Raw genomic sequence first — 22,537 nt, 5'->3', positions numbered from 1 at the left:
ACGGGGCGTCGATCGTACCAATCCGAAGCGTCCCGGCCAGGGAACGGTTCGACCGGCGCGTCCGGGGGGGCCTGAGGCGGGGGCCTACCGCAGGGTCGGGACCACGCCGCCGTCGGTGTGGGTGACGTGGACGCCGGGGAGGCCGCGGGACCAGGGGGTGGCGAGGGCGGCGAGCCGGCCGGCGTCCGGCGGGGTGGGGCCGAGGCCTATGGCGAGCGCGGTGCGGCCGTCGTCGGTCCGGTAGGGGCGCGGCCAGGCGTGGAGGCCGGTGGTGCCGTCCTCCTCCAGGGCGGTGAGCAGGGCGCGGAGGCGGCCGCGGACGATCCCGAGGGACTCGGGGCCCGTGGTCACCACCGCCCAGGCGGCGTGCCGGCGGTGCAGCGGGGGCGGCGCGAGCAGACGGGGCCAGGGGTCGGCGTGCTCGGTGGTGAGCTCCCAGGCCCGGTAGAGCTCCTCGCTGAGCAGGTCCCGCGCGTCGGGGCCGAGTTGGGTGGTGCAGCTGCGCACGGGTGCGGACGGGGTGAGGACGGTGACCGGACCGGGGTGACGGTCCGTCCGGTCGCCGTGCAGGCTGATCGGTTCGCGCCAGTCCCAGCCGGCCCAGGTGCCGGCGAAGCACCGGAAGAGGTCGCCGTCGTGGGCATCCGTCCGGAGCACGGTCCGGGCGGCGAGCACCGTCCAGGCGAGCGAGGGGAGCTGGCCGAAGGGGGCGGAGTCCAGACCGCGGGCCCGGGCCCAGGCCTTGACCTGCCGGGCGAGGCGGACGAAGCGGTCGTGCCGGTCCCCGACCGCCGACAGGATCGCCCGCGCGTCGGTGACGGCGCTCAGCGCGACGGCCGCGGCCTCGCCCAACTCCGCGCGGCGGGCCACGGCTTCGGCCGGGACGACGGCGCCCGAGGGGACCACCGCGAGGTCGACCTCCAGGCCGTCCACCGTGAACCGCAGCCCCGGCACCCGGGCTCCGCGCACCTCGCGCAGCTGCCGGGCGTGCGGCAGCCGCGCCGCCAGCCGGGCGCGGATCCCGGCGAGCTCGGCCCGGCCCGGCAGGATGGCCACCAGGTCCAGGTCGGCGCCCGCCAGCGCGCAGCCGAGCCGGCGCGAGCCGACGGTGTGGACCACCCCCTCGGGCAGCGCGGCGGCGATCAGCCCGGTCGCCGTGCGGGCGGCGGAGCGGAGCCGGAGCGGCTCGGGCCCCAGCGGATCGGGCCCCAGCGGATCGGGCCGCGACGGATCGGGCTGCGACGGATCGGGCTGCGGCAGATCGAGCTGCGGCGGATCGAGCTGCGGCGGATCGGACTGGCGCTGCTCGGACTGCCGTGGGAAGTCCGGGACCTCGGGCAGGAGCCGGACCTCGCCGGTGCCCAGCGCCACCACGGCGCGCGGGCGCATCGGCTCGTCGCCGCGGCGGGACAGCACGACCAGCTCGCCCACCCGGACCGTGGCCGCGTCGAGCCGGGCCGCGCAGTCGGCGGCGGCCCGTCGCGGGTCGGCGCTGCGGCCGAGGGTCAGATGGGGGGTGTAGCCCTCCGCCCGGCCCCGGCAGCGGGGGAAGCGCCGTTCCAGGGCGTGCCGCAGGGCCGCCCAGGGGGCGGGCGAGGCGGCGGCCGGGTCGAGCCAGAGGGTGGCGTCCTCGCGGTGCCCGAAGGTGTGCACGCCGTCCAGTCGCGCGACGAAGGGCGCCACTTCGGCGGCGGCCGCGCCCAGCAGGGGCAGGGCCCGGTCGAAGTCCGACTCCGGAACGAAGCCGAACAGCAGGTTGACGTGCGGCGGCCAGCGGTCCAGCTGCGGGTCGTGGGCGGCGCGCAGGCGCTGGATCGGCGGCCACAGCTCCTCGGGGGGCAGCCAGGCGACGGCGGTGCGGGCGGTGGGTGCGGCGTCCAGGAGTCCGGCCGCCCCGTCGTCGCCGGGCGTGTCCTCGCCGAGGGCGAGGTCCACGGCCAGGCCGTAGTGGTCGGAGGGGTGCAGCCCGTCGGCCGTCGGGCGGTCGCCCAGCAGCACGGCCGCGGTGGGGTGGGCGCGGCCGGTCCGGAGCAGGACGCGGTCGAGCCGGCCGGCCCGGCCGGTCAGCGAGGAGACGGCGGCGAGCGGGTTGGCGGCCGGGTCGAAGGTCGGGGTGTCGTCGCCCGGCCCGTGCACCTGCGTCCAGGCGTCCCGCACGCCGAGGGCGGCGGCCGGGCCCGGGCGGCCGCCGTCACCGCCACCGCTGCTGTCACCGCCAGCGCGGCCGTCGTTGAAGTCGCCGAGGACCAGCAGTTCGCCCTCGACGCCGGCCAGTCCCCCGGCGAGCCGGGTGAGTTCGGCCTGCCGGCGGGCCGGGCCGTCCGGGGAGTGGTCGCTGCTCAGGTGGACGGCGGCGACCGCCAGCGGGCCGGTGCCGGTGTCGACGACGAGGGCGGCGACGGCCTTGTGCGGCCCCAGGACGTGCCGTCCGGCCTCCAGCACCGGCAGCCGGCTGAGCAGGAGCAGCCCGTAGTCGTCGATGTCGGGCCCGGACGGGTCGGTGCCCAGGGTGTAGGCGTCGCGGACCCAGGGCGCCGCCAGCAGCGCGGCGACCAGGGCGGGTTCGACCTCCTGCAGGGCGATCACGTCGGCGCCGGCCGCCTCCAGCGCGGCGAGCAGCAGCGGCCGCCGCCGGGCGGTGTGGATCCGGTCGGCGTCGTAGCGGTCCCACAGGGTGTTCCAGGTGACCACCCGCAGCCGCGCGGCCGGCGCGGCGGCGGTGACCGGGCTGTTGACCGGCCGGCTGTCCGGTCTGCTGACCGGCCCGCTCGGCCGCGGCTGCCAGCCGCTGTCCGGGCGCCAGGCGTACGCCGTCCCGGCGGTGAAGAAGGGCGCGGGCAGGCGGCGCGGTTCGGTGCGCCGTCCGGCCCCGCCGGTGTCCAGCAGGTCCGTGCCCGAGGCGCGGTCCCACACCACCTGGCCGTCGGCCTCGACGAAGCGCACCCGGTGCCAGGGGATGTCGCCCGCGGCGGTGAAGGCCTCCAGCGGAACGCGCTTGGTGCGGTCGTCGCGCTGCCGGACGCCCAGGGTGAACCGGGCCGGGTCGAAGCGGGCGTCCCAGCGGATCCACTGGCAGACCTGTTCGATGGGGCGCATCAGTCCTCCTCGCCGTCGAGAGTGCCCGCCGTGGACTCCACGGTGCCGCCCGCACCGACGTACCAGGTGCGGTGGGCCTGGCCGGGGTAGGGCGGGCTGTACCGGTGCAGCTGTGCGGTGAGCACCTCCGGCGGCACCGGGTGCGGCCGGACGGCGTTGCGGCGCAGCAGCTCCGCCCCGTCGACGACCAGCACCACCTGGGTGAGCAGGGCGTCCCGGCGGCGGGCGACGTCCTGGACGTGGGAGCGCTGGTGGCGGTTGAGCGAGGTGGCGTCCCAGACCACGGTGGCGGTGCCGGTCAGGGCGGTCTCCAGCTGGTCCAGGCCCGCGCGCAGTACCTCGGCGTTCGCCCGCTGGTCGGCGCGCGAGCCGCGGGCGGCACGCAGGTCGTCCAGCGAGATCCGGGCGTCGACGCCGGTGAGGGCATCGGCGAAGGAGGTCTTGCCGCTGCCGGCCGGGCCGGTCAGGTGGAGCAGCCGGGGGAAGCGGCCCTCGCGCGGCCGCCAGGCGGCCGCGACCGCCTCCTCGACGGTGGAGATCCGCCCGAGCGCGTACGCCTCGCGGGCCTGTGCCCAGCAGCGGTCGGCGGCGTCGCGGTCGAGCTCGGCCCACTCCGCGCGCAGGCCGGTGCGCAGCCAGTCGAGCGGCGCCTCGGCCAGCAGGCCGGCGTCCTCGGCGTGCAGCGCCGACCAGGCGACCTGGTCGTGTTCCGGCGGGCTCTGGGCGGCCACCGCGGCGAGGGCGTGCAGCACCCCGAGGTCGGCGGCGGCCGTGAGCCGGACCAGCCCGGCGCGGCGGTCCTCGTCGGGGTGGGGCTGCCGCAGGCTCGGGTGGAGGCCGACCAGGTCGGCGATCCGGCGGGCCAGCGGCAGTCCGAGCCGGCCGGCCAGCGCGGGTGCCAGCTCCTCCCGGCGGGCGGTGCGCAGCGCGGTGGCGAGCACGCCCGCGAGCCGGGCGTCGCCGGTGCGGCCGAGCGCGTCGAGCCGGTCGGACATCTCGGCCAGCTCCTCGGGCGGGCGGAGGAGTTCGGGAAGGCCCGGGAGGTCGCCGAGGGCAGCGGTGAGGATGGCGGCCAGGGCGGCCTGGTCGGGCGGGGCGCCGGAGCGCACGGCCCACAGGGCGGCGTCCGGCCCGAGGCCGTTCTCGACCACGGCGGCGTGCATCCAGTGGGTGTCCGTCCGCACGTGCCGGGGGCGCACCCACTTGGCGACCCGCTGCCCGAAGTCCTCCCGGGCGAAGCCGCGGACGGTCCGGACGACGTACCCCTCCTGGCGGTCGACGTCCGGGCGGAGGGCGCGCAGCGCCCGTTCGTCGTAGCGGCCGCGCCACAGCTCCCGCGGCGCCGGGATGCCGAGGCGGCGCAGGAAGCGGACGGTGTCGTCCCAGTCCAGGCAGTGGTCCCGGTCGGTCCAGACCGAGAACCCGTAGAACCAGCTCGCCAGGTCGGTGTACGGGATGGAGTGCCGGGCGAACAGGTTCTCCCCGCAGACGCGCCACCCGTCCGGGATCCGCCCGCCGATGCGTCCTTGCAGGCCCTTGACCCAGGTCCGCGAGGGGTGGTGCGCCGAGTCCGGCGACCGCGCGTGCAGGCCGTCCCGGTAGAGGGTGGTGTTCTCGCCGTCGAGCTTCTCGGTGACGACCACCTCCGCTCCGGCCAGCCCGGCGAGGCTCCCGGCCCGCACGTCGTCCGCCGCCGCCCCCGGTGACCAGGGCAGGTGCGGCGTCCGAGGGTAGTGCACGCGCATGGCCGCCTCCCGGGAAGATCCGTGGTCAGCGCACACCGTAGGAGGGCTCGGAGGCATCGGCCACCGATTTTTCGGGTGCCTCCCGCGCTACCGGAGGCGGCGTCAGGCCCGGGGACCGGCGTGCGCCGCGCGGGCAGGGCGTGCACAATCGGCCGCACTCCCCCGACGGGACCGCGCCGGGACCGCGCCGGACGGAGTGCGGGCCCCGCTGCGGCGGGTGGCCGGTCCGGGCCCCGCTCAGCCGCGTGCGGCGCGGACGGCCCAGAGCAGGCCGGCCGCGAGGAGGCAGTCGGTGACCGCCATCACGGTGCCGGGGACGGGGCTCAGCAGCAGGGACGGTCCCGGCAGGAAGTCCGCGGCGAGGACCTGGCCGCCGACGGCGACCGGGACGGCGATCAGCGGCGCGGTCCAGCCGCTGAGGGCGACCCGGGCCGGGACCAGGCCCAGCACGGCGTTGGCGCTCACCGCCGGGATCGAGAAGAGCACCGCGCCGGCCACCGCGCCGAACGGCGCGAGGCCCACGGTGTAGCCCAGACAGGCGACGAGGGTGCCCCAGCAGGCGCCCAGGACCAGGCCGACACCGAGGACACGGTGCCAGAGCCGCTTCCACGCGTCGCCGGTGAGCGGGCGGTTCGGGCGGGCGGTGGCGGACGACATGGGCGGAGGACTCCTCGGTTTCGGGGGTGGACGGGGCCGCTCCGGGTCACCGGAGCCCGGTGTCACTCCATGTCACTGGCCCGGGCGAAGTGGTCCGAGTTCACGTACTCCTTCGCGGCCGCGATGATCATGTCCTGGGCCTTGGAGATGTTCCCGTTGGACTCCCGGGCGACGCGCTTGCCGAGTTCCTGGCCGAACTCGTTGTTGAGCAGGTCCGCCCGGTGGTCGGCCTCCTCCTTGTCCGCGTAGTACATCTCGTGTGCCTCGCCGAACGCCTGGGCCTTGGTCTGACCGAGCTTCAGGGTCAGATTGGCCTGCCACAGCACATGGCGGAAGGCGTTCGCCTTCTCCCCGTCGTTGGTCCCCAGCCACAGCTTGGTGTTGGTCATCGAGACCACGGCCTCCTTCATGTAGGTGACGCAGTCGAGCAGGTCGCGGTCGCAGGTCTCCCGCTCGGCGGAGTTGAACTGGACCGCGAACGAGCGGTTCTCCTTGTCCATCTGCTCCCGGGTCATGGTCTTCCGGTAGTACTTGTCGGACCTGGACTCGATGCGGGACAGGTAGTCGGCGCGGGCCTTGCGCTCCTTCGTGTCAAGGTTGCCGTTCTTGTTGCTGACCGGCGGGGGCGGGCTGCAGTCCACCATGACGCAGTACGCGGGCGCCGGGGTGCCGCCCTCCCGGAAGGTGACGCTGAGGTAGTTCGAGCCGTACCCGGTCGGGCGGGTGCCCCTGTTGTCGCAGGTGTACTGGCCCGAGTAGCACTCGGGCAGCGCCTCGCCGGAGGGGTCGCTGGTGGCCAGGGGGTTGTTGTTGGCGTAGGTGTAGGCGCCCATCTCCTGGGAGGCCGTGGCGTCCATCTTCGGGTCGACGCTGATGAACCGGCCCGTGTTGGGGTCGTACTCGCGCGCGCCGAGGTGGGTCAGGCCGGAGTCGCCGTCGCGGGTGCCGCCCAGGAAGCCGCGGTCGCCGACCCAGCCGGTGCCGGGGGCGGTGCCGCGCTCGGCGCCGAACAGGGTGGTCTTGCGCCGGGTGACGGCCTGGGTGGCCGCGTCGACGTGGACGGTCGCGGTGCCGTGCGGGTCCGCGAGGACGAAGGACAGCCGGCCCGCGCTGCGCACGGCGGCGGTCCTGCCGTTGTACGCGTAGTAGCGGGTGCCGACCGGCGTGGAGCCGCCGCGCGCGAGCTTCAGCTCGTTGCCGCCCGGCAGGTACACCGTGGTGCCCGTGGAGTCCTTGCGGATCAGGCGGTTGCCGTCGGCGTCGTAGACGTAGGCGTTGTCCGTCCCGGTGCCGGTCAGCTTGGCCAGGCGGCCCTGCGGGTCCCACTCCAGCGTCTGCGCCGGGGCGCTGCCGACGGTGCGGCGGGTGGTGTTGCCGGTCGCGTCGTAGGCGTACGTCTCCTTCAGGGTGCCGGCCGGGCCGGTCTGGCTGACCTCGGCGAGCGCGTTGGGCCGGCCCGGAACCGGCGTGTAGCCGCGCACGGTGTCCGCGGCGCCGCCGAGGCCGTGCCGGACCTCGCTGCGGCGGTTGCCGACGCCGTCGTAGCCGAAGCTGGTCCAGTAGGCGTCGGGGCCGCCGACCGCGCTCGCCGACGGGGCCGGCGCGCAGGTGCCGGAGGCGGCCGTCCAGGCCTCGGTGATCCGGCGCAGCGCGTCGGTGACCACGCATTGGGTGTCGGTGACGGCGGCGGCGTCCTGACCGGACCTGGTGGAGGTGCTGGTCACGTTGCCGACGGCGTCGTAGGTGTACCGGTTGTCGTCGATGCGCTGCGGCGCGGTCTCCCGGTCGGTCACAGCGCGCAGCAGGCTTCCGGTGTGCTCGTCGTACTCGTAGGAGGCCCACAGGTGCGAGCCGAACGCGCCGTACTCGTCACGCAGCGTCCGGCCGTAGTGGTCGTAGGTGCTGGCCGAGACGATCGGGTCGCTGCCGGCGTAGCTGGTGGCGGGCAGCCCGGTGGTCGGGGTGTAGGCGGTGGTGACCCGCTCCGCCGGGAGCCCGCCGAGGGCCGGCTGCTGCTGCCACGCCACCTGGCCGGTGTTCGCGTTGTACGCGGTGGTCCACTTGTAGGTGCCCGCGAGCGCGCCCTCCTCGACCGGGATCGTCACCTGGGTGGCGGTCGGCTTGTAGAGGCTGTTGTAGGCGGTGACGGCGGTGGTGTACGCGGCGCCGCCGGCGTAGCGGGTGCTGGTGGCGGGCTGCCCCTTGGCCACGGTGTCGTACGTCCACGCGGCGAGGGTGGTGGCGCCCTGCTTGAGGGCGGTGGTGCGGCCGAGCGCGTCGTAGTCGGTGTGCAGCACCACGCCGCGGGCGTCCTTGACGTCGGTGACCCGCCCGCCGATGTCGACGGTCAGCTCGGAGGTGCCCTTGTCCGGGTCCTCGGCCCTGACGAGCTGTCCGCGCACGTCGTAGGCGTAGCGCCACTCGTTGCCGGCCGGGTCGTTCATCCGCACGACCTTGCCGCGCTTGTCGTACTGGTAGGTGACCGACTGCCCGGCGGTCCGGGCCTCGTCGGTGTACTCCTTCATCTCCACGACGTTGCCGCGCACGTCGGACCAGGTGGTCTTGGACGTGCCGCCCTTGGGCGGGACGACGGTGACGGCATCGCCGTGGTAGGTGGTCGTGGTCCGCCTGGTCTCGTCGCCGAACCTCTTGGCGACGACGGCGGTCGGCCGGGCCGCGCCGTCGTAGAGGGTGTCGGTGGAGGCGGGGTACTTCAGCTCCTGGCCGGTCACCAGGACGCCCTCGGCGGCGCCGTCCGCGTAGTAGCTGCCGGAGTCGCGCCAGGCCAGGCCGCGGGTGTCGTAGGACTGCTCGGTGACGAGCCGTCCGGAGCGGTCCGGCGAGGTGCGCTGGGTCTGGCGGGCGCGCAGCAGGCCGTCGTAGAAGGAGTAGCCGGTCTCGTAGGTGGAGTCGTGCTGCAGGGTGCTGCTGGTCACCACGACGGGGCCGTCGTTGCGCACCTGGTACTCGAACCGGTGGTTCGGCGAGTCCGGGTAGGTGCCGATCAGGCGGGTGGGCAGCCAGATCCCGGTGACCCGGCCGAGCGCGTCGTAGCGGGAGCTGGTGACCTTGTTGTTGGCGTCGGTGATGGTCAGCGCCTGCCCGCGCAGCGGGTCGTACGCCGTGGTGGTGGCGTGGCCCAGCGCGTTGGTCACCACCACGCCGGTGGCCGGTTCGCCGGCGGCGGGGGTGAACCGGGTGGTCGCGGTCTTCCCGTACGCGTCGGTGGCCGTCAGCGGGCGGCCGTAGGCGTCGTAGCCGGTGCGGGAGAGGGTGTCGTAGCCGGTGCCCGCCCCGTTGACCGCCCGGGTCTCGGTCAGCAGGCCCTTGGTGGGCGCGGCGCCGACGGCGGTGGTGTCGTCGTACAGCTGGACCGTGTCGGAGACGACGTCCGCCGGGCGGTTGACGGGAAGGCCGCAGGCGGCGCCGGTCACCTCCACCCTGGAGGGGAGGTTCAGCAGGCCGGTCGCGGTGTTGCGCGCGTAGGAGGTGGTGGTGCACCGCTCGTCGCCGCCGACGGCCTCGTCGCCCTGCTCGGAGACGGTGCTGACCATGCCGTGGCCGTCGAAGGTGCGGCTGAGCGAGGTGCGGCGCTCGCCGCCGCCGGTGGTGCTCCTGGTCCGCTCCTGCTCGACGCCGGTGAAGTAGGCGCTGAGCGCGGGCAGTCCGTCCCGGGTCCGGCTCGCGGTGGCCTCGGCGGAACGCCACGGGGTGTAGGAGGTCGCCGACACCAGGGCGCCGCCGTCACCGTTGTAGACGGCCCTCTCGCGGATCTGGCCGGCGAACTCGGGCCGGTCGGTGACCGCGGCGCCGGCGGAGTCGCTGACCTGGGCGCCGTCGATGCCCCGGAGGAAGCGGGTCTCGGTCAGCGTGCGGGCGTCGTAGCCGGCGCCGGTGCGGGTCTGGACCCGCCCGTAGCCCCGGCCCACCGAGTAGGTGCGCAGGTCGGCGCTGGTGAACTCGTCCTCGTTCTTCGCCCAGGCGGCGCCGTCGAGGTAGGCGTACTCGGTGACGGTGTCCGGGGTCGCGGCGAGGTTGTCGCCCTCGACGACCTTCTCGACGACGTAGCTGTTGAACCAGTCGTCCTTGACGGTGTCGCCCTCGCGGCGCTTGACCGGGTAGCAGCGGGTGGTGTTGGAGGCGTTCGCGGCCGGCAGGCTCGTCACCGTGCAGCCGGGGGCGGAGTAGTAGGCGCCGATGGTGCCGCCGGTCTCGGTGGTGACCTGGGACAGGCGCAGCCGGACGAAGGGCGCGAGGCCGTCACCGGTCCTGTCGACCCGGTTGGCCAGCTGCTCGCCCGCGAAGGTGACCGGGGGCAGGGCCAGCGAGCCGTTGGTCCGCCCGGAGCGGGTCAGCGAGGACAGCCACATCGGCGTGGAAACGCCGTCGCCCGCGGGCGGGAAGCCCTGGGCGAGGCTCCAGGAGTCGACGTCCTGGTGGGCGCCGCCGGTGAGCAGCCGGGTGGTGACGGCGGTCAGCCGCTTGCGGGACCAGAAGGTCGGCGAGGCGTTGGACTTGCAGTCCGCGCCGTCGGCGCAGTACAGGTCGAACGGGACGTCGGGCCAGTTCCTGGCGTTGGCCTCGTCGAAGGTGCCGCAGTTCGCCAGGCAGCGCTCGTCGACGTCGAACTTGACCACGCCCATCGGCTTGGCGCTGTAGACGGTGTCGGAGCGCAGGCCGTACTCGACCCGGTCCAGCCAGCCGCCGCGCACGTACGGCGTCGCGGTGCCCTTGCCGGTGGTCGAACTCCAGTTGCGGGCGTAGTTGTTGGACTCGGTGTTCCAGTAGTAGGCCATCGCGTTGCCGCGCGGGTCGACCACGTAGTCCAGCTGCCAGCGCCAGGCCTGCTGGCACCAGGCGCCCGCGAAGGAGGCGTTGTAGCAGGGCTCGCCGGACTGGTTGCCGAACACCGGCACCGTCCACGCCGACTTCGTCTCGGCCGCGCCGGCGGTGTACCCGGGCAGCCGGTTCAGGCCGAAGAAGTACTGGGTGCCGTCGGTGGCGGTGACCTTCCAGTGCTCGCCGTCGTTGTCGCCGTTGGCGGCTCCGGTCAGCTTCTCGACCTTCTCGCCGGAGTCGTTCGCCGGGTGCCAGCCCTTGCCGGCCTGGTAGACGAGTTCGGTGTTCTTGCCGCCGAGGGAGAGCACCGCGTTGTCGGTGTACCAGCACAGGTCGCCGACCTTGGCGGTGTTGGTGCCGCCGGACCGGTCCTCGTCGCAGGCCTTGTAGCGGCGCTCGATGAAGCCCGGCTCGTAGGACCAGCCGTCGCCCAGCCAGCCGCCCTGGTTGTTGGAGGCCGAGGTGCGGCCGTCCACCGACTGGGAGTTGTAGCCCAGGGCGATCGAGGGCTGGAGCCCTCCGGGCACCGAGGGCACGTTCATCGGGTAGGACCAGGTGAAGGCGCCGGTGGAGCCGCCGCCGGACCACGAGCCGGAGGGCGCGAGCGAGGTCGCCCGGTAGTCACCGGAGGGGCCCGACGCGCCGGCGGTGGCCGCCAGCACCATCGGCGCGGCGAGCGCGTTCTTCGCCACCGCGGCCGGGCGGGCCGGTACCTCGACCTCGGCCGAAACGGTGCCCCGGCCCGGCTCGTTGGCCGAGGCCAGCGGTTCCGGCGTCCGGCACTCGGCGTTCTCCGGGGTGGTCAGCGCGCAGCCGGGAAGCCGCACCAGGGTGAGGCGGGACGCCCAGTCGCCGCCGAAGGCCTTGGCGAAGGACGAGTAGTCGAGGGAGACATCGACCGTGACCGCGTCCCCGGTCCCCGGCTCGGCGACCGAGAACAGAACACCGTCGATCCCCGCCGCCCGGGCCTTCTCCCGGCCGGCGACCGTGACGTCCAGCCCGCCGGATTCCGCGCCGTCCGACTGCTTCCGCAGCGCATTCGCCCTGCTTTTCCGCGAGTTGACGCCGTCACCGTGCACATGCGCGGAAATGCGCCCCGGCCCCGGCCAGACCGCCTCGGCGGCCGGACTCCCGGGGACGGCCTGGTCGGGCCGCTCGTCGCCGCCGAACCGCACCGGGCTCACCGGCACCGGCTCGACGTCCCGCAGAACCGGCAGGTCCGGTCCCTTGCCGCGCGGGTTCGCGGCCGCCGCCGCTCCCGGCAGCGCGCCTATCAATGCCACGGTGGCGACTGCGGTCGCCAACCAGCGGACAGCGGAATGATCCACTCCGGTTCCCTTCGAAGATTCTGAATGAGCCGACGAAGGCTAGCAAGGGCCGCAGGCGAAGTTTTTGACGAATCGACGGGCGAAAAGGCCGCGATGCCCGATTGCATGACCATTCATCATGGATAGGCCGCGAAAAGCACTGAATGGCACTCAACAGGATTGCGGGGACCGGGATCCGGGTTACGGCCGCCCCGTCCTCGGCGCCGGGGATTTCACGGACCCGGCGCCGTCGTCGGTATAGTGCGCCACTGCTTCGGGCAAAGGAACCACCTGGAACACGGATGACGGGACGAGGGGTTGGACGGCGGATCAGACATCGAGGTCACGGCGGAGCTGGTCCGGGAACTGCTGCACGACCAGCACCCCGACCTGGCCGACCGTCCGGTGCGGCTGGGCGCGCGGGGGTGGGACAACCAGCTGTGGCGGGTCGGCGACGACCTCGCCGTGCGGCTGCCCTGGGCGACGTCGGAGGCGGACGCGCTGCTGCGCAAGGAGCACGCGTGGGTTCCCGTGCTCGCGCCCCGGCTTCCGCTGCCGGTCCCCGTGCCCCAGCGCATCGGCGAACCCTCCGAGCGGTTCCCGCGCCCGTGGATCGTCACCACCTGGGTGCCGGGGACACCTGCCGACCGCGCCCCCGCCACGCGCGGCGCGGAGGCGGCCGAGGCGCTGGCCGCGTTCCTGACCGCGCTCCACCGGCCCGCGCCCGACGGGGCGCCCGACGGGCGCGACCGCGGGGGACCGCTGGCCGACCACACCGACGGGGTCGGCCGGGCCCTGGACTCGGCCACCGGGCTCGGGCTGGTCCCCGATCCGGCCGCCGTCCGCGCCGTCTGGGAGGACGCCGTCGCCGCGCCCGCGTGGGCGGGCCCGCCCCTGTGGCTGCACGGCGACCTGCATCCGGCCAACGTCCTCACGGCCGACGGCACGTTCTGCGGCGTCATCGACTTCGGCGACCTCTTCGCCGGCGATCCGGCCTTCGACCTCGCCGCCTCCTGGATCCTGCTGCCGGACGGCGCCGCCGACCGCTTCCTCGCGGCGTACCGGCCCGCCCCGGACCCGGCGACCGTACGCCGGGCGCGCGGCTGGGCGGTGTGGCGCGCGCTCAGCTGCATCCTCATCGGCGAGGCGGGCGTCCGCGGCCGGCCCGGCGGCAAGGCCACCTGGGGTCCGCCCGGGCAGGCCGCGCTGCGGCGCCTCACCGCGACGGCGCCGGGGCGCCGCCCGGATCGGCTACCCGCCGCCGGCCTCCGGCAGGGCGGTCAGCTCGGCGAAGACCGCGCGTAGCGCCTGCGGGCTCTCGATCCAGGGGAGGTGTCCGGCGGCCACGGTCCGCGCGCGCCGGGTCGCGTCGCCCGGCTCCCGGGCGGAGGCGCCGGCCGCTTCGTCGAGGCCGGGCAGCGGGTGGGCCCGGCCCACCGGGCGAAGGAGCCGCTCCGGGTCGTCCTCCCAGGAGCAGACCGGGCAGATGCCGTAGGAGCCGGGCCAGCCGTCGGCCGCCTCGAAGACGAGGTGACCGCAGCAGGTGCACGGACACTTGGTATCCACCGGGGCACCCAACCCCCGGCACCCCGCGACCGACTTGCCGCGGGGCGCCGGGGGTTGGGTGCCTCGCTCCGGGTTCCGCCGGCCGCTCAGAGGATCTGGATGGAGGCGACCATCGGCGGCCGGTTGGGGAAGGTGATGTCGTGCCAGCGCTCGATCTTCACCGAGTCGCCGTTGACGTCGTAGTAGATCAGGTCGTTGTTGCCCGTGTAGATCCGGTCGACCCACCAGGACCCGAAGTCGGTCCTGCCGGCGTTCGCGTAGCAGTCGACGCTCTCGCGGCCGTCGAGGTGCGACCAGATCTTCAGGAAGTCCTCGCCGCCGACGCACTCGATGTGGTCGATGGCGTAGGCGCTGCCGCTCGGCACGCCGAGGGTCAACGCGGCGGCGGCGGCGAACGCCACCACCCCGGACCAGACGGTCCGCACGCTCTTCGAGATCACGGGATTCTCTCCTTCTTCCACCAGGACCGGCGAACGGCCGGCCGAGGACCGGGTGCCCCAAGCTAGCGACCGCCGTCCGCCGTTCGGGCGCAACACTCCGGGTGCGAACCGCGGGATCGCAGCATCACCCGATCGTGGAACAGCCCTCCGCAATTGACTGACAGTGCGTCATGGTTCGTTCATTGCACGGCCGATCACCGCCCGGGCGTTGACCCCGGGCCGGTCCCCGCTTTTGGCTCCGGACACCCGTGCGGCCAACGAGGAACGGAGGGCGGCCTGTTAGGGAGGATCCTTGTCCACACCGCACCGCACCCGATTCCGCTCCACCGCCACCGCCTGTGCGGTGGCCGCCGTCCTCGGCGCAACCGCCATGGGACCGGCCGCCGCGCCGGCTGCCGCTCTTCTGATCCCCCGGGCGGCGGGGGCGAGGGGTCGCGCGCCGCCGGGCGGGGTTCACCGTCGACCGCGTCCTCGACCGGAGCACCGACTTCGCTCCCACCTACGACCTCATCCCCCACGTCCACGCCGGACGTCGTGAGCTGATCGCTCGCGAACTCGGCCCCGAGGTCGCCGGACAGCTCGACACCGCCTACCCCCCCCGATCCTCCCCCTGTGCCGGGACAAGATGGGATACGTGATGGTGAGCGCCCGGAAGTCCGGCCTCTGACGGCCGCCCGCCGGCGGCCGGTAGGGTGCCGGGATGACCGGAGCTACGGGGAGGCCGCTGCTGTTCCTGGACGTCGACGGACCGCTCATCCCGTTCGGCGGGCCGGGGCCGTACCCGGTGTACGCGGGTGCGGGTGCCGAGGGGAATCCGCTGCTGTCCAGGATCGACCCCGGCCACGGGCCGCGGCTGGCCGCGCTGCCGTGCGAAGTCGTCTGGGCCACCACCTGGATGGACACCGCCAACCTGTGCATCGCCCCACTGCTCGGCCTGCCGCCGCTGACCGTCGTGGACTGGCCGGAGCCGTCCGACGACGAGGAGCCTGATCCGTACGACGGGGTGCACTGGAAGACCCGCCCGCTCGTGACCTGGGCGGGCGGGCGCCCCTTCGCCTGGGTCGACGACGAGATCACCGGCGCCGACCGCGCCTGGGTCGCCGCCCACCACCCGGCACCCGCACTGCTCCACCGGATCGATCCGCGGGTCGGGCTGACCGACGGCGACTTCGCGGCGCTCGACTCCTGGCTGCGGCAGCCGTTCTGACCGTGCGCCGGGCCCGGTCGGTCGCGGGTGCCGCGCTGACGGACCGCGGGCAGGAGGCGGGCCCTTCCGCAGGACGGCGGACGCGGGACGGAACGGGCGGATCGGGAACTCAGCGACTGTCGATCTCGGAGGGATCGCGGGCCGGTGCGGCGGGCCGGGCGGGCATCGACGGGTCGCGGCCGGGTACGGAGGGCTCCGCCGGCCTCACCAGGCCGGGCATGGTGGCCCATCCGGGTCTGAGCCCGAAGTCGGCGCCCGGGCCTTCGGACCGCTCGGTGTCCAGGCCGTCCAGCAGCCTGTTCTGGGCCGCGGTGACCGTCGACAGGAGCTCGCGCTCGAAGCGTTCCCGCCGGACGTGGACGCGAAAGAGCGGCTCGGGCCCGGACCGGTGCAACCAGGTGCGCGCGAACACCTCGCGCACCCCCTCCCAGAGCCGGGCGCGCGCCGGACCGGACGGCGGGTCGTCGGAGCTGTCGGGCAGCAGGACGACGGTCACCGGGTGGTTCTGCCGGTCGAAGTCGCGCAGCGCCTGCCGGTAGGGCTCCCGGCCGGCCGCCCACGGGTCCACCAGCAGGACGCTGACCTCGTTGTTCTCCCGGGCCCGGTCCAGCGCCTCGCCGAGGCCGGGGGCGATCTCCTCGACCGAGGTGGAGTGCCCGGCGCGAGTGAGCACCTGCTGGGCCTGCACCACCAAGGACGGCACGGCGGGCGGATGGTAGGGCGCCCAGTCCCAGGCGTGGGTGCCGTAGCGGCCGCCGCCCGATCCGGTGTCCTCGGAGGCGCGTCCGGCCGCGACGAAGAGCCGGACCAGGCTGCCGCGGCCGGCGGCGGCCACCATCTCCGGCACCGGGAAGAAGCCGTCCACCCGTCCGAGATCGAGGTCCCGCAGCTCGGCGACCCGCCGGGCGGCGGCCTCCCGCACCCGCTCGGCGACCCTTCGCACCACCGAGCGGTACGCCGCGCCGTGCGGGTCGGTCCGCAGCAGGTGCCGCAGCCCGCCGGTGGCGTACCCCGCGCCGAAGTCGTCCTGCAGGGAGTGGGTCTGTCGCACCTCGGCGGGCAGGTCGTCCGGTAGCGGTTCCCACAGTACGGGGATGAGCGCCGGGACGCTCTCGCCGGTCTGCTCCTCGTGGCGCCGCGTCCGCAGGTCGAAAGCCGTCCATTCCTTGCCGCAGTAGACATTTGCGAAGTAGGCGGGTGAGTAGAGCGCGACCATGGTGCGGCTGGCGCCGACCATCCGGGAGAGCTGCCGCTCCCAGTCGTCGCCGACCCGCAGCCGCTCGGTGTCGCGGTAGGCCAGCTCGCCAGGTCCGGCCTCCGGCGCGATCCGTGCCAGTTCGTCCCGCAGGTCGGTGAAGAACTGGTCGACGAAGGCGCCTCCGGCCAGATGGTCCCGCCGCGCGTAGCTGAAGAAGAAGTACGGGCGGCGTGCCCCCCGTGCGGCCGAACCGTCGGCCGGGGCGATCGGAGCGGCCGACATGGCCGGCACGGCCGAAGCCACCGACGAAACCGGTGCAGTCGGCGCAGTCGCCGCGGCCTGAGCGGCCGGCGCCCCGGGCTCCGGCAGTCCGAGGGCGCGGCGCAGCGGTTCGGGGGCCCAGGCGAGCGGGGCGGGGCCGTCCTCCGCGGGTGGTGCGAGCCAGGCCGGGAAGCGCGGCGAGCGGCCGGCGAGGGAGCGCAGCCGGTCGGTGATGTGGCGGGCGCAGGCGAGGTACTCGGAGAGCGGGACGGTGCCGAGGAGGTCCCGCCGGGCGTCGGGGGCCAGGAGGTAGCTGCCGCGCCGGGCGCCGGACGCGGGGACGAGCACGCCGGTGACGGCCAGTTCGGCGATCTGGGCGAGGTCGGAGGTGCCGTTCACGTACCCGTTGACCAGTTGCATGACCGGGACGGTCAGGTCGTCCCGGGCGGCCAGGTGTGCGGCCAGCAGGTGGGCCTCGGGCGACAGTTGGTGCAGGGTGTCCGGCCAGGAGGGGTCGTGGCCGGAGGGACCGGTCCACAGCCGCAGGGGGGTAGGCCCGGGCGCGCGGGTGACGGCGCGGGTCCAGTCGGCGAGCGCGGCCGGGAGCAGGGCCACCACGGGCGGTGGCAGGTGGCGGTCCAGCGCCGGGGTGATGTCGGCGTGTTCGGCGGCGAGCGCGGTCTGCGGCCAGAGCCTGGGCGGCAGGGCGTGGATCAGGGCGGTCGGCCCGCTCCTGGCGGGGCGGCCGAGGAGCGGGCCCGGCGCCGCGTCCCGCCAGGCCTGGCCCAGGCCGTCGGTCATCAGCAGGGTCACGGTCCGGCCGTCGGCCGGGCCCAGACCGGGGACCCGGGCGGCCGGGTGGTGCGTGCGGTGGCGGCGGGTCTCCCGGAAGGCGCCGGTGCGGCGGAGCAGCCCGTAGAACTCGTCGGCGGACCGTTCCCACAGTTCGGGCCGGCCGGAGTGGTCCGCGACGAAGGCCAGGCGCCAGCGGGGTTCGGGAGCGGGGCGCAGGACGGGGAGGAGGGCGCCGGTCCGCGCGATGGCGTCCGCCGTGGCGGCCTCGTCGAGCTCGACGGGGTCGCGGCCGGTCGCGCGGCGTCCCAGCGGGCGCAGGGCCCGGCCGAGGGCCCGGGTGTGCGGCAGCGTCCGGGGGGCCGGCAGGGTCACTCCCCGCGGGTCCTGGCCGCCTCCCGGGCCCGGCCCGCCGGTGGTGCCGCCGTGGGGGTCGCCCGCGTGGAGGGACGGTAGCGGCGGCCCGGGTCCGCGGGCGGGCGCCTCCTCGTCGGTTCCGGACCCGCCGGGCGCCGGTGGTCCGCCTCCGGCGGCCTGCGGGCGGTCGCGTCGCCGGACGAGGGGTGCGGCCGGACCGGTGGGAACGCGCCGGGCCAGCCACAGGACGTCGCGCAGGGATTCCGCGTCGAGCCCGGGCGAGGCCGCCGTCAGCGTCTTCCAGAGGTCCTCGTACACGGTCAGCCCGTGCCGTTGAGCGGGTGGAAGACGGTCCTGAGCAGGTCGCGGCCGTCGAGGTCCGCGCCACCGGTGCGCAGGTGGACGGCGTTGAGGATCTGGTCGGTGGCGAGGTCCTGGCCGTTGCGCAGGCTCAGGAACTCGGAGATGAGGCGCTCGGTTTCGGCCAGGTCGGCGCCGGGCAGGTGGGCGCGGACGATCTCGCGCAGCCGGTCGCCGTCGGGCTGCGGCAGGTCGAGCGGGATGCAGCGGCGCAGGAAGGCGGGTGGGAAGTCCTGTTCGCCGTTGCTGGTGATGACGACGACGGGGAACTCCGTGCACTGGACGGTGCCGTCGGTGACCGTCGCCGAGCCGCCGCGGTCGCCGGTGCGGACCTGGACGACGGGCACCGTGTCGGCGATCCGGGCGAGTTCGGGGATGTCGAAGCAGCCCTCCTCGAAGACGGTGAGCAGGTCGTTGGCCAGGTCCAGGTCGCCCTTGTCGAGTTCGTCGACGAGGAGCATCCGCGGTCGGTCGGCGGGCACGAGGGCGGTGCCCAGCGGGCCGAGCCGGACGAAGCGGCCGATTCCCGCGTCGGACGGGGCGTCCTGGTCCCCGCCGGGCAGGCCGCGTTCGTGGAGCCGGCCGATCGCGTCGTAGTGGTAGAGCGCGGACTGGAGCGTGGAGCGGCTGTTGACGGACCAGCGCAGGACGTCGCCCAGGCCCAGTTCGCGGGCGACGGCGTAGGCCAGGGTCGACTTCCCGGTGCCCGGGGCGCCGGTGACGAGGAGGGGGCGGCGCAGGTGGATCGCCGCGTTGACGACGTCGATGTGCGTCTCGTCGCGGAAGACGTAGCGGGCACCGCGCTCCGGGGCCGGGGCGGTGTCGGCGTCGCGGCCGTCGGCGGTTCCGGTGGCGAAGGTGCGCCAGGGCGGCGGCTGCGGCAGCGGTGGGCGGCCGGCCTCGCCGGTGCCGTGGAAGACCCGCCACGGCGGCGGTCCGGCGGGTTCGGGCCGTCGGGGGTCCGCGGACGGGCGGGCGGCCTCGGTCGGGTGCTGGTCGCTCACTGGGGGCTCTCACTCTCGTGGCGGCGGAGGGCGTGCGCCTCGCGGCGGACCTGGCGGGGCAGGGGGCGGTCCGGCGGCTCCCACAGCACGGCGAAGGCGACCTCGCCGGGGAAGCAGCGGTGCTCGCGCAGGCGGGCCGGGAGCCGTTCCAGGTCGCCGGCCGGTTCGAGCGGGTCGAACGCGGCGCGGGTGATCGCGGCGGCCGCGTCCCGGGCCCAGATGACCACGGGGTAGCCGCGTTCGTGCGCCGTGCGCACCAGGTGCGAGCGGCGGCCGGGCCCGGAGACGACGACGGCGCGCGCGGCGTCGTGGTGCTTGGTGAGCTGGAGGTAGGCCAGGTCGGCCTCGGCGTCCTCGTCCCGCAGCACGATCAGGTCGGTGTTCCCGGAGCCCCAGCGGAAGGTGCGGTCGCCGGTGAGGTCGACGGTGGTCGCGAACCGCAGGACGACCGGGTGCTCCGCGCCGAGGATGCCGGGTCTGGGGCTTCCGGGCAGCTCGGCCCGCCAGTCGTCGATCGGCAGGTGGCTCTCGCTCGGTCGCACCACGACCTCGACGATCTGCTCGGCGTCGGACCGGTTGCCGCTGACCTCCCGGGCGGCGGCCAGGATCCGCCGGACGGCCTCCTGCTCCGAGCACGGTGTGTCGGGGTGGGCCGAGTGGAGCGACAGCTCGCCGTCGCCGGTGTCGACCCAGACCCAGCACTGGTAGCGGCTGCGGGCGCGGTCCAGCCTCTCGTACGGCTCCAGTTCCACGACGACCCGGGTCGGCCTGGTGGGTGGCCCGGTCTCCCGCGCCCAGTGGGTGGCGGCGAGCCGCAGGGTGGCGAGGGCGTCGGCCGACACCCCGCGGACGGTGGTCGCCTCCCTGGTCCAGGCCTCCAGCCGGGCGTCCGTGACGGTGCCTCCGGCGGCGAGGGCCCGCAGGTGTTCGACGAACCACACCAGGTACGGGATTCCCGTCCGGTCGTCCTGACCGCCGGGGAGCGCGTCGAGTCCGCTCAGGCGGTCGAAGTGCTCGACCGCGGCGGTCAGCAGCGCCGGCCCGTCGTCACCCGCGGGGTCGGTCCGGCGCGACAGCAGCCCGGCGGGCTGCGTCCGTTTGGCGCAGCTGCGGATCTGCTGGGCCGTCACCGCGGGCAACGCCGCCAGCGCGGCGCGGAGTTCGCCGTACTCGCGCGGAGAGAGGACCAGCGGGGTGAGGTGCTGGGAGAGCACCCAGGAGAGTGCGGTGAGTCTTCTGGCCTCGGCCGGGGCCGTCTGGCCGACCAGTTCGGTGAGGGCCGCCAGCCCGCGCGGCTCGCCGATCAGCAGCGCGGCCAGGGCGGCGGCGGCCTCGTCGGGGCCGGGCGATCGCCGGCCGAAGGCCGCGGCCAGGTTGCGCGCGTAGGGGGCGAGGTCGTGGCCGGGCAACGCGTGGAGGAGCGCCCGGACGACCCCGCGAACGGCTTCCGGGTCCGGCGCCGGGGCGTCACGGAACGTGTGCAGGTGCTGGTCACGGCCCCAGTCCTGGATCCACAGGTAGGTGGGTGTCTGGCCGGCCGACGACGGTCGGGGCGCCACCAGGGTGCCCAACTCCTCGCTGAGGGACAGGAGATCGGGCATCAACCGGTCACGGCCGGCCAGCCGCAGCCACTGGAGGAGGGCCCCGGAGAAGAGGCCGCGTCCCAGGGCCTCGCGGGCGGACTGCCCGGGCCCGGCCGCGCAGGCCGCGAACTGGCAGACGTCGTCGCGCCGGACCGAGCCGAGGGGGTAGACGGTCGGCTTCGGACCGCCCCGGTAGGCCTCGGCGTACACGGCGCAGGCATCGACCAGGTAGATCTGGTGGGCGGCCTGCCACAGGTTCGGGTCGCTGGTCAGTTCCAGGAGCTCCGTGAGGTCGAGACAGGTCGGGTTGTCGTCCGTGCTCTCGGGAAGGAGCAGCAGACGTCTTCCCCCCTCCGCCATGACCCCGTGGCCGGCCCAGTAGACGTAGAGCAGGTCCCAGCGGTGGGTGCCCTGCGAGCGGAGGAACCCGAGCAGGCGTGACCAGTCGTGGCGGCCGAGTTCCGCCGGATCGATGCCGAGGCCGCGGGCACGCTCCGTCACGGCGGCGCGGCGGGTCCCGGTCGGGGCGAGCCAGAGCGAGATGTTCCCGGCCGGGACCCCCCGCTCCCGCAGCCAGGCGCAGAAGTCCACGGCGTCGGAGGCGGGCCCGTCGAGCGGGAAGTCCGGGTAGTCCTCGATGCCGACCACCACGGCGCGGACGGATCCGGGGTCGGGGTCGGGGCCGGGGTGGCCCGGGCAGCCGCGGACCGGGGCGGCGGGGCTCAGGCCGACCATCCGGCGATGGCCTTCCACATCTGCTCGTTGCCCCAGTAGGCGCTGTGGGCGGTGGGGAACGGCTGGCGGTTGTCGACCTCGGCGTCGGTGGCGCGTCCGGGGAACACCGGGGCGGCGGTGAAGGACAGCAGGTCCCGCGGATCGTAGACGTTGAGCCAGCGCGCCCGGAAGTGCGCGGGCGGGTCGGCGCCGGGCTCCAGCGAGACCAGCGCCCCGATCTCGTGGAAGTGGGCGGCCTGGCTGCCCACGGTGATCAGTTCGTCGACCCGGGGCACGTCCTGCTGGATCAGCAGGTCGACGGCGGCCACCCCGCCGAGGCTGTGCGCGATGACGGTGACGTTCTCACCCGGCGCATCGTCGACAGTGCGGCGGATCAGGTCGCGGACGGCGCCGCCGCGGGCCTGGTAGCGCAGGATGTCACCGAGGAACGGCAGCGAGGTGTCGCCGATCCGGCCGCGCCGGCGGGTGAGCAGCGAGGTCAGCCCGAGCAGCACGGGGGCGGAAGCCTTGCGGAGCAGCCCCTTCGCCGACCGGCCGTCGGTCGCCAACTCGGCGCCGAGCAGTGCCATCAGGTGGTCGCGGGTTCCGCCGTCGAGGACGGTCGGGCCGTCCTCGGCGGCACCGGCCAGGGTGCGCGCGAGAACGGCGCGCGCGGCGGCGCGGCGGTGCTCGTCACCGGTGCTGTCGGCGGTGCCGGCCGCGTCGCGCAGCTCAGGGCGGTCCCGGAGCTCCGCGAGGGCGGCCTCGAAGGAGGGCAGCAGCTCCGCGGACTCCAGGGCCTCCCGCAGCTCCGGGCCGGGGGCGTAGGTCCGGACGGTCCGCAGGAACGCGGCGGACGGCGGCTCACCGGCTCGCATGAGGCCGCCCGCAGGCGGCGCGATCAGGGTGAGCAACCGCAGCTCGTGCCACGGGTCGTGGTACAGCACGCCCCAGGCGGCGACCTCGTCGTCGGCGGCGCTTCCCCCGCCGGTTCCGTCGTAGTCGGGTATCGAGGCGCCGCCCAGGGCCATCGACGAGCCGAGGGCTTCGCCCCAGAAGCAGCCGTGGACCGTCGTGCCGGGCCGCATCCCCGCCACACCGTCACGGACCGCCCGCAGCGTCCGGGTGTACGACGCCGCCCGCACACCGGTGCCGTGGACGAAGACGATCGATCGGTTCATGCGCTCCCGCTCCGGCATCAGGTCCGACCGTGCCCGGCCGCACTGCGCGGTCGCTCGGATTCTAGGCCGCGGGCGCCTGCACGCGTGCGGGGTTGTGGATTTCCGGTCTTCGTCCTGTGGACTGGATCCCCCGTCTGGAAGGGGCCTTCGCCGCCGCCCTCGGCTCCGCCTGAACCGCCGCGGGCGCCCGGACCGTTCGCCCGCCCGCACGGTCCGGGTGCCCGCCGAGG

At 75.1% G+C, this 22,537-nt stretch carries 12 protein-coding genes; 2 read left to right on the top strand and 10 right to left on the bottom strand.

Going from position 1 to position 22,537, the window contains the following annotated elements; genetic code table 11:
* Positions 1-84: 84 nt before the first annotated feature.
* The 4 genes from ACFC0B_RS30195 to ACFC0B_RS30180 all read right to left on the bottom strand — a co-directional run bounded on the left by ACFC0B_RS30195 (position 85) and on the right by ACFC0B_RS30180 (position 11,665).
* The gene (locus ACFC0B_RS30195; protein WP_376092771.1) at positions 85-3,096 is read right to left on the bottom strand and encodes an RNA repair domain-containing protein; all 3,012 of its coding nucleotides are present in this window, start codon (positions 3,094-3,096) and stop codon (positions 85-87) included.
* Positions 3,096-4,841, bottom strand: coding sequence for an RNA ligase family protein (locus ACFC0B_RS30190; protein ID WP_376092768.1), 1,746 nt, complete (start codon positions 4,839-4,841; stop codon positions 3,096-3,098). The genes ACFC0B_RS30195 and ACFC0B_RS30190 overlap by 1 nt, the downstream gene beginning before the upstream one ends.
* A 237-nt stretch (positions 4,842-5,078) precedes the next feature.
* Positions 5,079-5,498, bottom strand: coding sequence for a hypothetical protein (locus ACFC0B_RS30185; RefSeq protein WP_376092765.1), 420 nt, complete (start codon positions 5,496-5,498; stop codon positions 5,079-5,081).
* A gap of 62 nt (positions 5,499-5,560) precedes the next feature.
* On the bottom strand, positions 5,561-11,665 hold the full coding sequence (locus ACFC0B_RS30180) for an RHS repeat-associated core domain-containing protein (protein ID WP_376092762.1): 6,105 nt from the start codon (positions 11,663-11,665) through the stop codon (positions 5,561-5,563).
* A 297-nt stretch (positions 11,666-11,962) separates the two neighbouring features.
* Here ACFC0B_RS30180 and ACFC0B_RS30175 point away from each other — a divergent pair, with 297 nt between their 5' ends.
* A complete protein-coding gene (locus ACFC0B_RS30175; RefSeq protein WP_376092759.1) occupies positions 11,963-12,949 on the top strand; it encodes an aminoglycoside phosphotransferase family protein in 987 nt (328 codons plus the stop codon).
* On the opposite strand, the gene ACFC0B_RS30170 is transcribed toward ACFC0B_RS30175, so the two are convergent.
* Both ACFC0B_RS30170 and ACFC0B_RS30165 read right to left on the bottom strand, forming a co-directional pair.
* On the bottom strand, positions 12,896-13,210 hold the full coding sequence (locus tag ACFC0B_RS30170; RefSeq protein WP_376092756.1) for a CPCC family cysteine-rich protein: 315 nt from the start codon (positions 13,208-13,210) through the stop codon (positions 12,896-12,898). The two genes, ACFC0B_RS30175 and ACFC0B_RS30170, sit on opposite strands and share 54 nt — an antisense overlap.
* Before the next feature lie 86 nt (positions 13,211-13,296).
* Positions 13,297-13,650 carry a beta/gamma crystallin domain-containing protein gene (locus tag ACFC0B_RS30165; RefSeq protein ID WP_376092753.1) on the bottom strand — a complete coding sequence of 118 codons (354 nt, stop codon included), beginning with the start codon at positions 13,648-13,650 and terminating at the stop codon, positions 13,297-13,299.
* A 700-nt stretch (positions 13,651-14,350) separates the two neighbouring features.
* On the opposite strand from ACFC0B_RS30165, the gene ACFC0B_RS30160 reads away from it, so the two are divergent.
* Positions 14,351-14,857 carry a hypothetical protein gene (locus ACFC0B_RS30160; protein WP_376092750.1) on the top strand — a complete coding sequence of 169 codons (507 nt, stop codon included), beginning with the start codon at positions 14,351-14,353 and terminating at the stop codon, positions 14,855-14,857.
* A gap of 109 nt (positions 14,858-14,966) precedes the next feature.
* Here the strand turns inward: ACFC0B_RS30160 and ACFC0B_RS30155 are convergent, their stop codons facing one another.
* From ACFC0B_RS30155 to ACFC0B_RS30140, 4 genes are read right to left on the bottom strand one after another with little or no spacing between them, the layout of a single operon-like run.
* The gene (locus ACFC0B_RS30155; RefSeq protein WP_376092747.1) at positions 14,967-17,783 is read right to left on the bottom strand and encodes a TIR-like protein FxsC; all 2,817 of its coding nucleotides are present in this window, start codon (positions 17,781-17,783) and stop codon (positions 14,967-14,969) included.
* A 2-nt stretch (positions 17,784-17,785) separates the two neighbouring features.
* Positions 17,786-18,829, bottom strand: a complete 1,044-nt coding sequence (locus ACFC0B_RS30150) for an AAA family ATPase (RefSeq protein ID WP_376092744.1) — start codon at positions 18,827-18,829, stop codon at positions 17,786-17,788.
* Positions 18,826-21,147, bottom strand: coding sequence for a hypothetical protein (locus ACFC0B_RS30145; RefSeq protein ID WP_376092741.1), 2,322 nt, complete (start codon positions 21,145-21,147; stop codon positions 18,826-18,828). Before ACFC0B_RS30145 ends, ACFC0B_RS30150 begins: the two co-directional genes overlap by 4 nt.
* Entirely contained in the window at positions 21,135-22,307 is a 1,173-nt protein-coding gene (locus ACFC0B_RS30140) for a hypothetical protein (protein ID WP_376092738.1), read from the bottom strand. The genes ACFC0B_RS30145 and ACFC0B_RS30140 overlap by 13 nt, the downstream gene beginning before the upstream one ends.
* Between the last annotated feature and the right edge of the window lie 230 nt (positions 22,308-22,537).

The sequence above is a fragment of the Kitasatospora sp. NPDC056184 genome (assembly GCF_042268405.1).
Classification (GTDB): Bacteria; Actinomycetota; Actinomycetes; order Streptomycetales; family Streptomycetaceae; genus Kitasatospora.
This window is presented reverse-complemented; position numbering and strand designations above follow the sequence as displayed.

Excerpts from the sequence above, each read along its gene's own strand:
- ACFC0B_RS30195 (WP_376092771.1), bottom strand. The coding sequence starts at position 3,096 with ATGCGCCCCATCGAACAGGTCTGCCAGTGGATCCGCTGGGACGCCCGC.
- ACFC0B_RS30190 (WP_376092768.1), bottom strand. The coding sequence starts at position 4,841 with ATGCGCGTGCACTACCCTCGGACGCCGCACCTGCCCTGGTCACCGGGG.
- ACFC0B_RS30185 (WP_376092765.1), bottom strand. The coding sequence starts at position 5,498 with ATGTCGTCCGCCACCGCCCGCCCGAACCGCCCGCTCACCGGCGACGCG.
- ACFC0B_RS30160 (WP_376092750.1), top strand. The coding sequence starts at position 14,351 with ATGACCGGAGCTACGGGGAGGCCGCTGCTGTTCCTGGACGTCGACGGA.
- ACFC0B_RS30145 (WP_376092741.1), bottom strand. The coding sequence starts at position 21,147 with ATGGTCGGCCTGAGCCCCGCCGCCCCGGTCCGCGGCTGCCCGGGCCAC.
- ACFC0B_RS30140 (WP_376092738.1), bottom strand. The coding sequence starts at position 22,307 with ATGAACCGATCGATCGTCTTCGTCCACGGCACCGGTGTGCGGGCGGCG.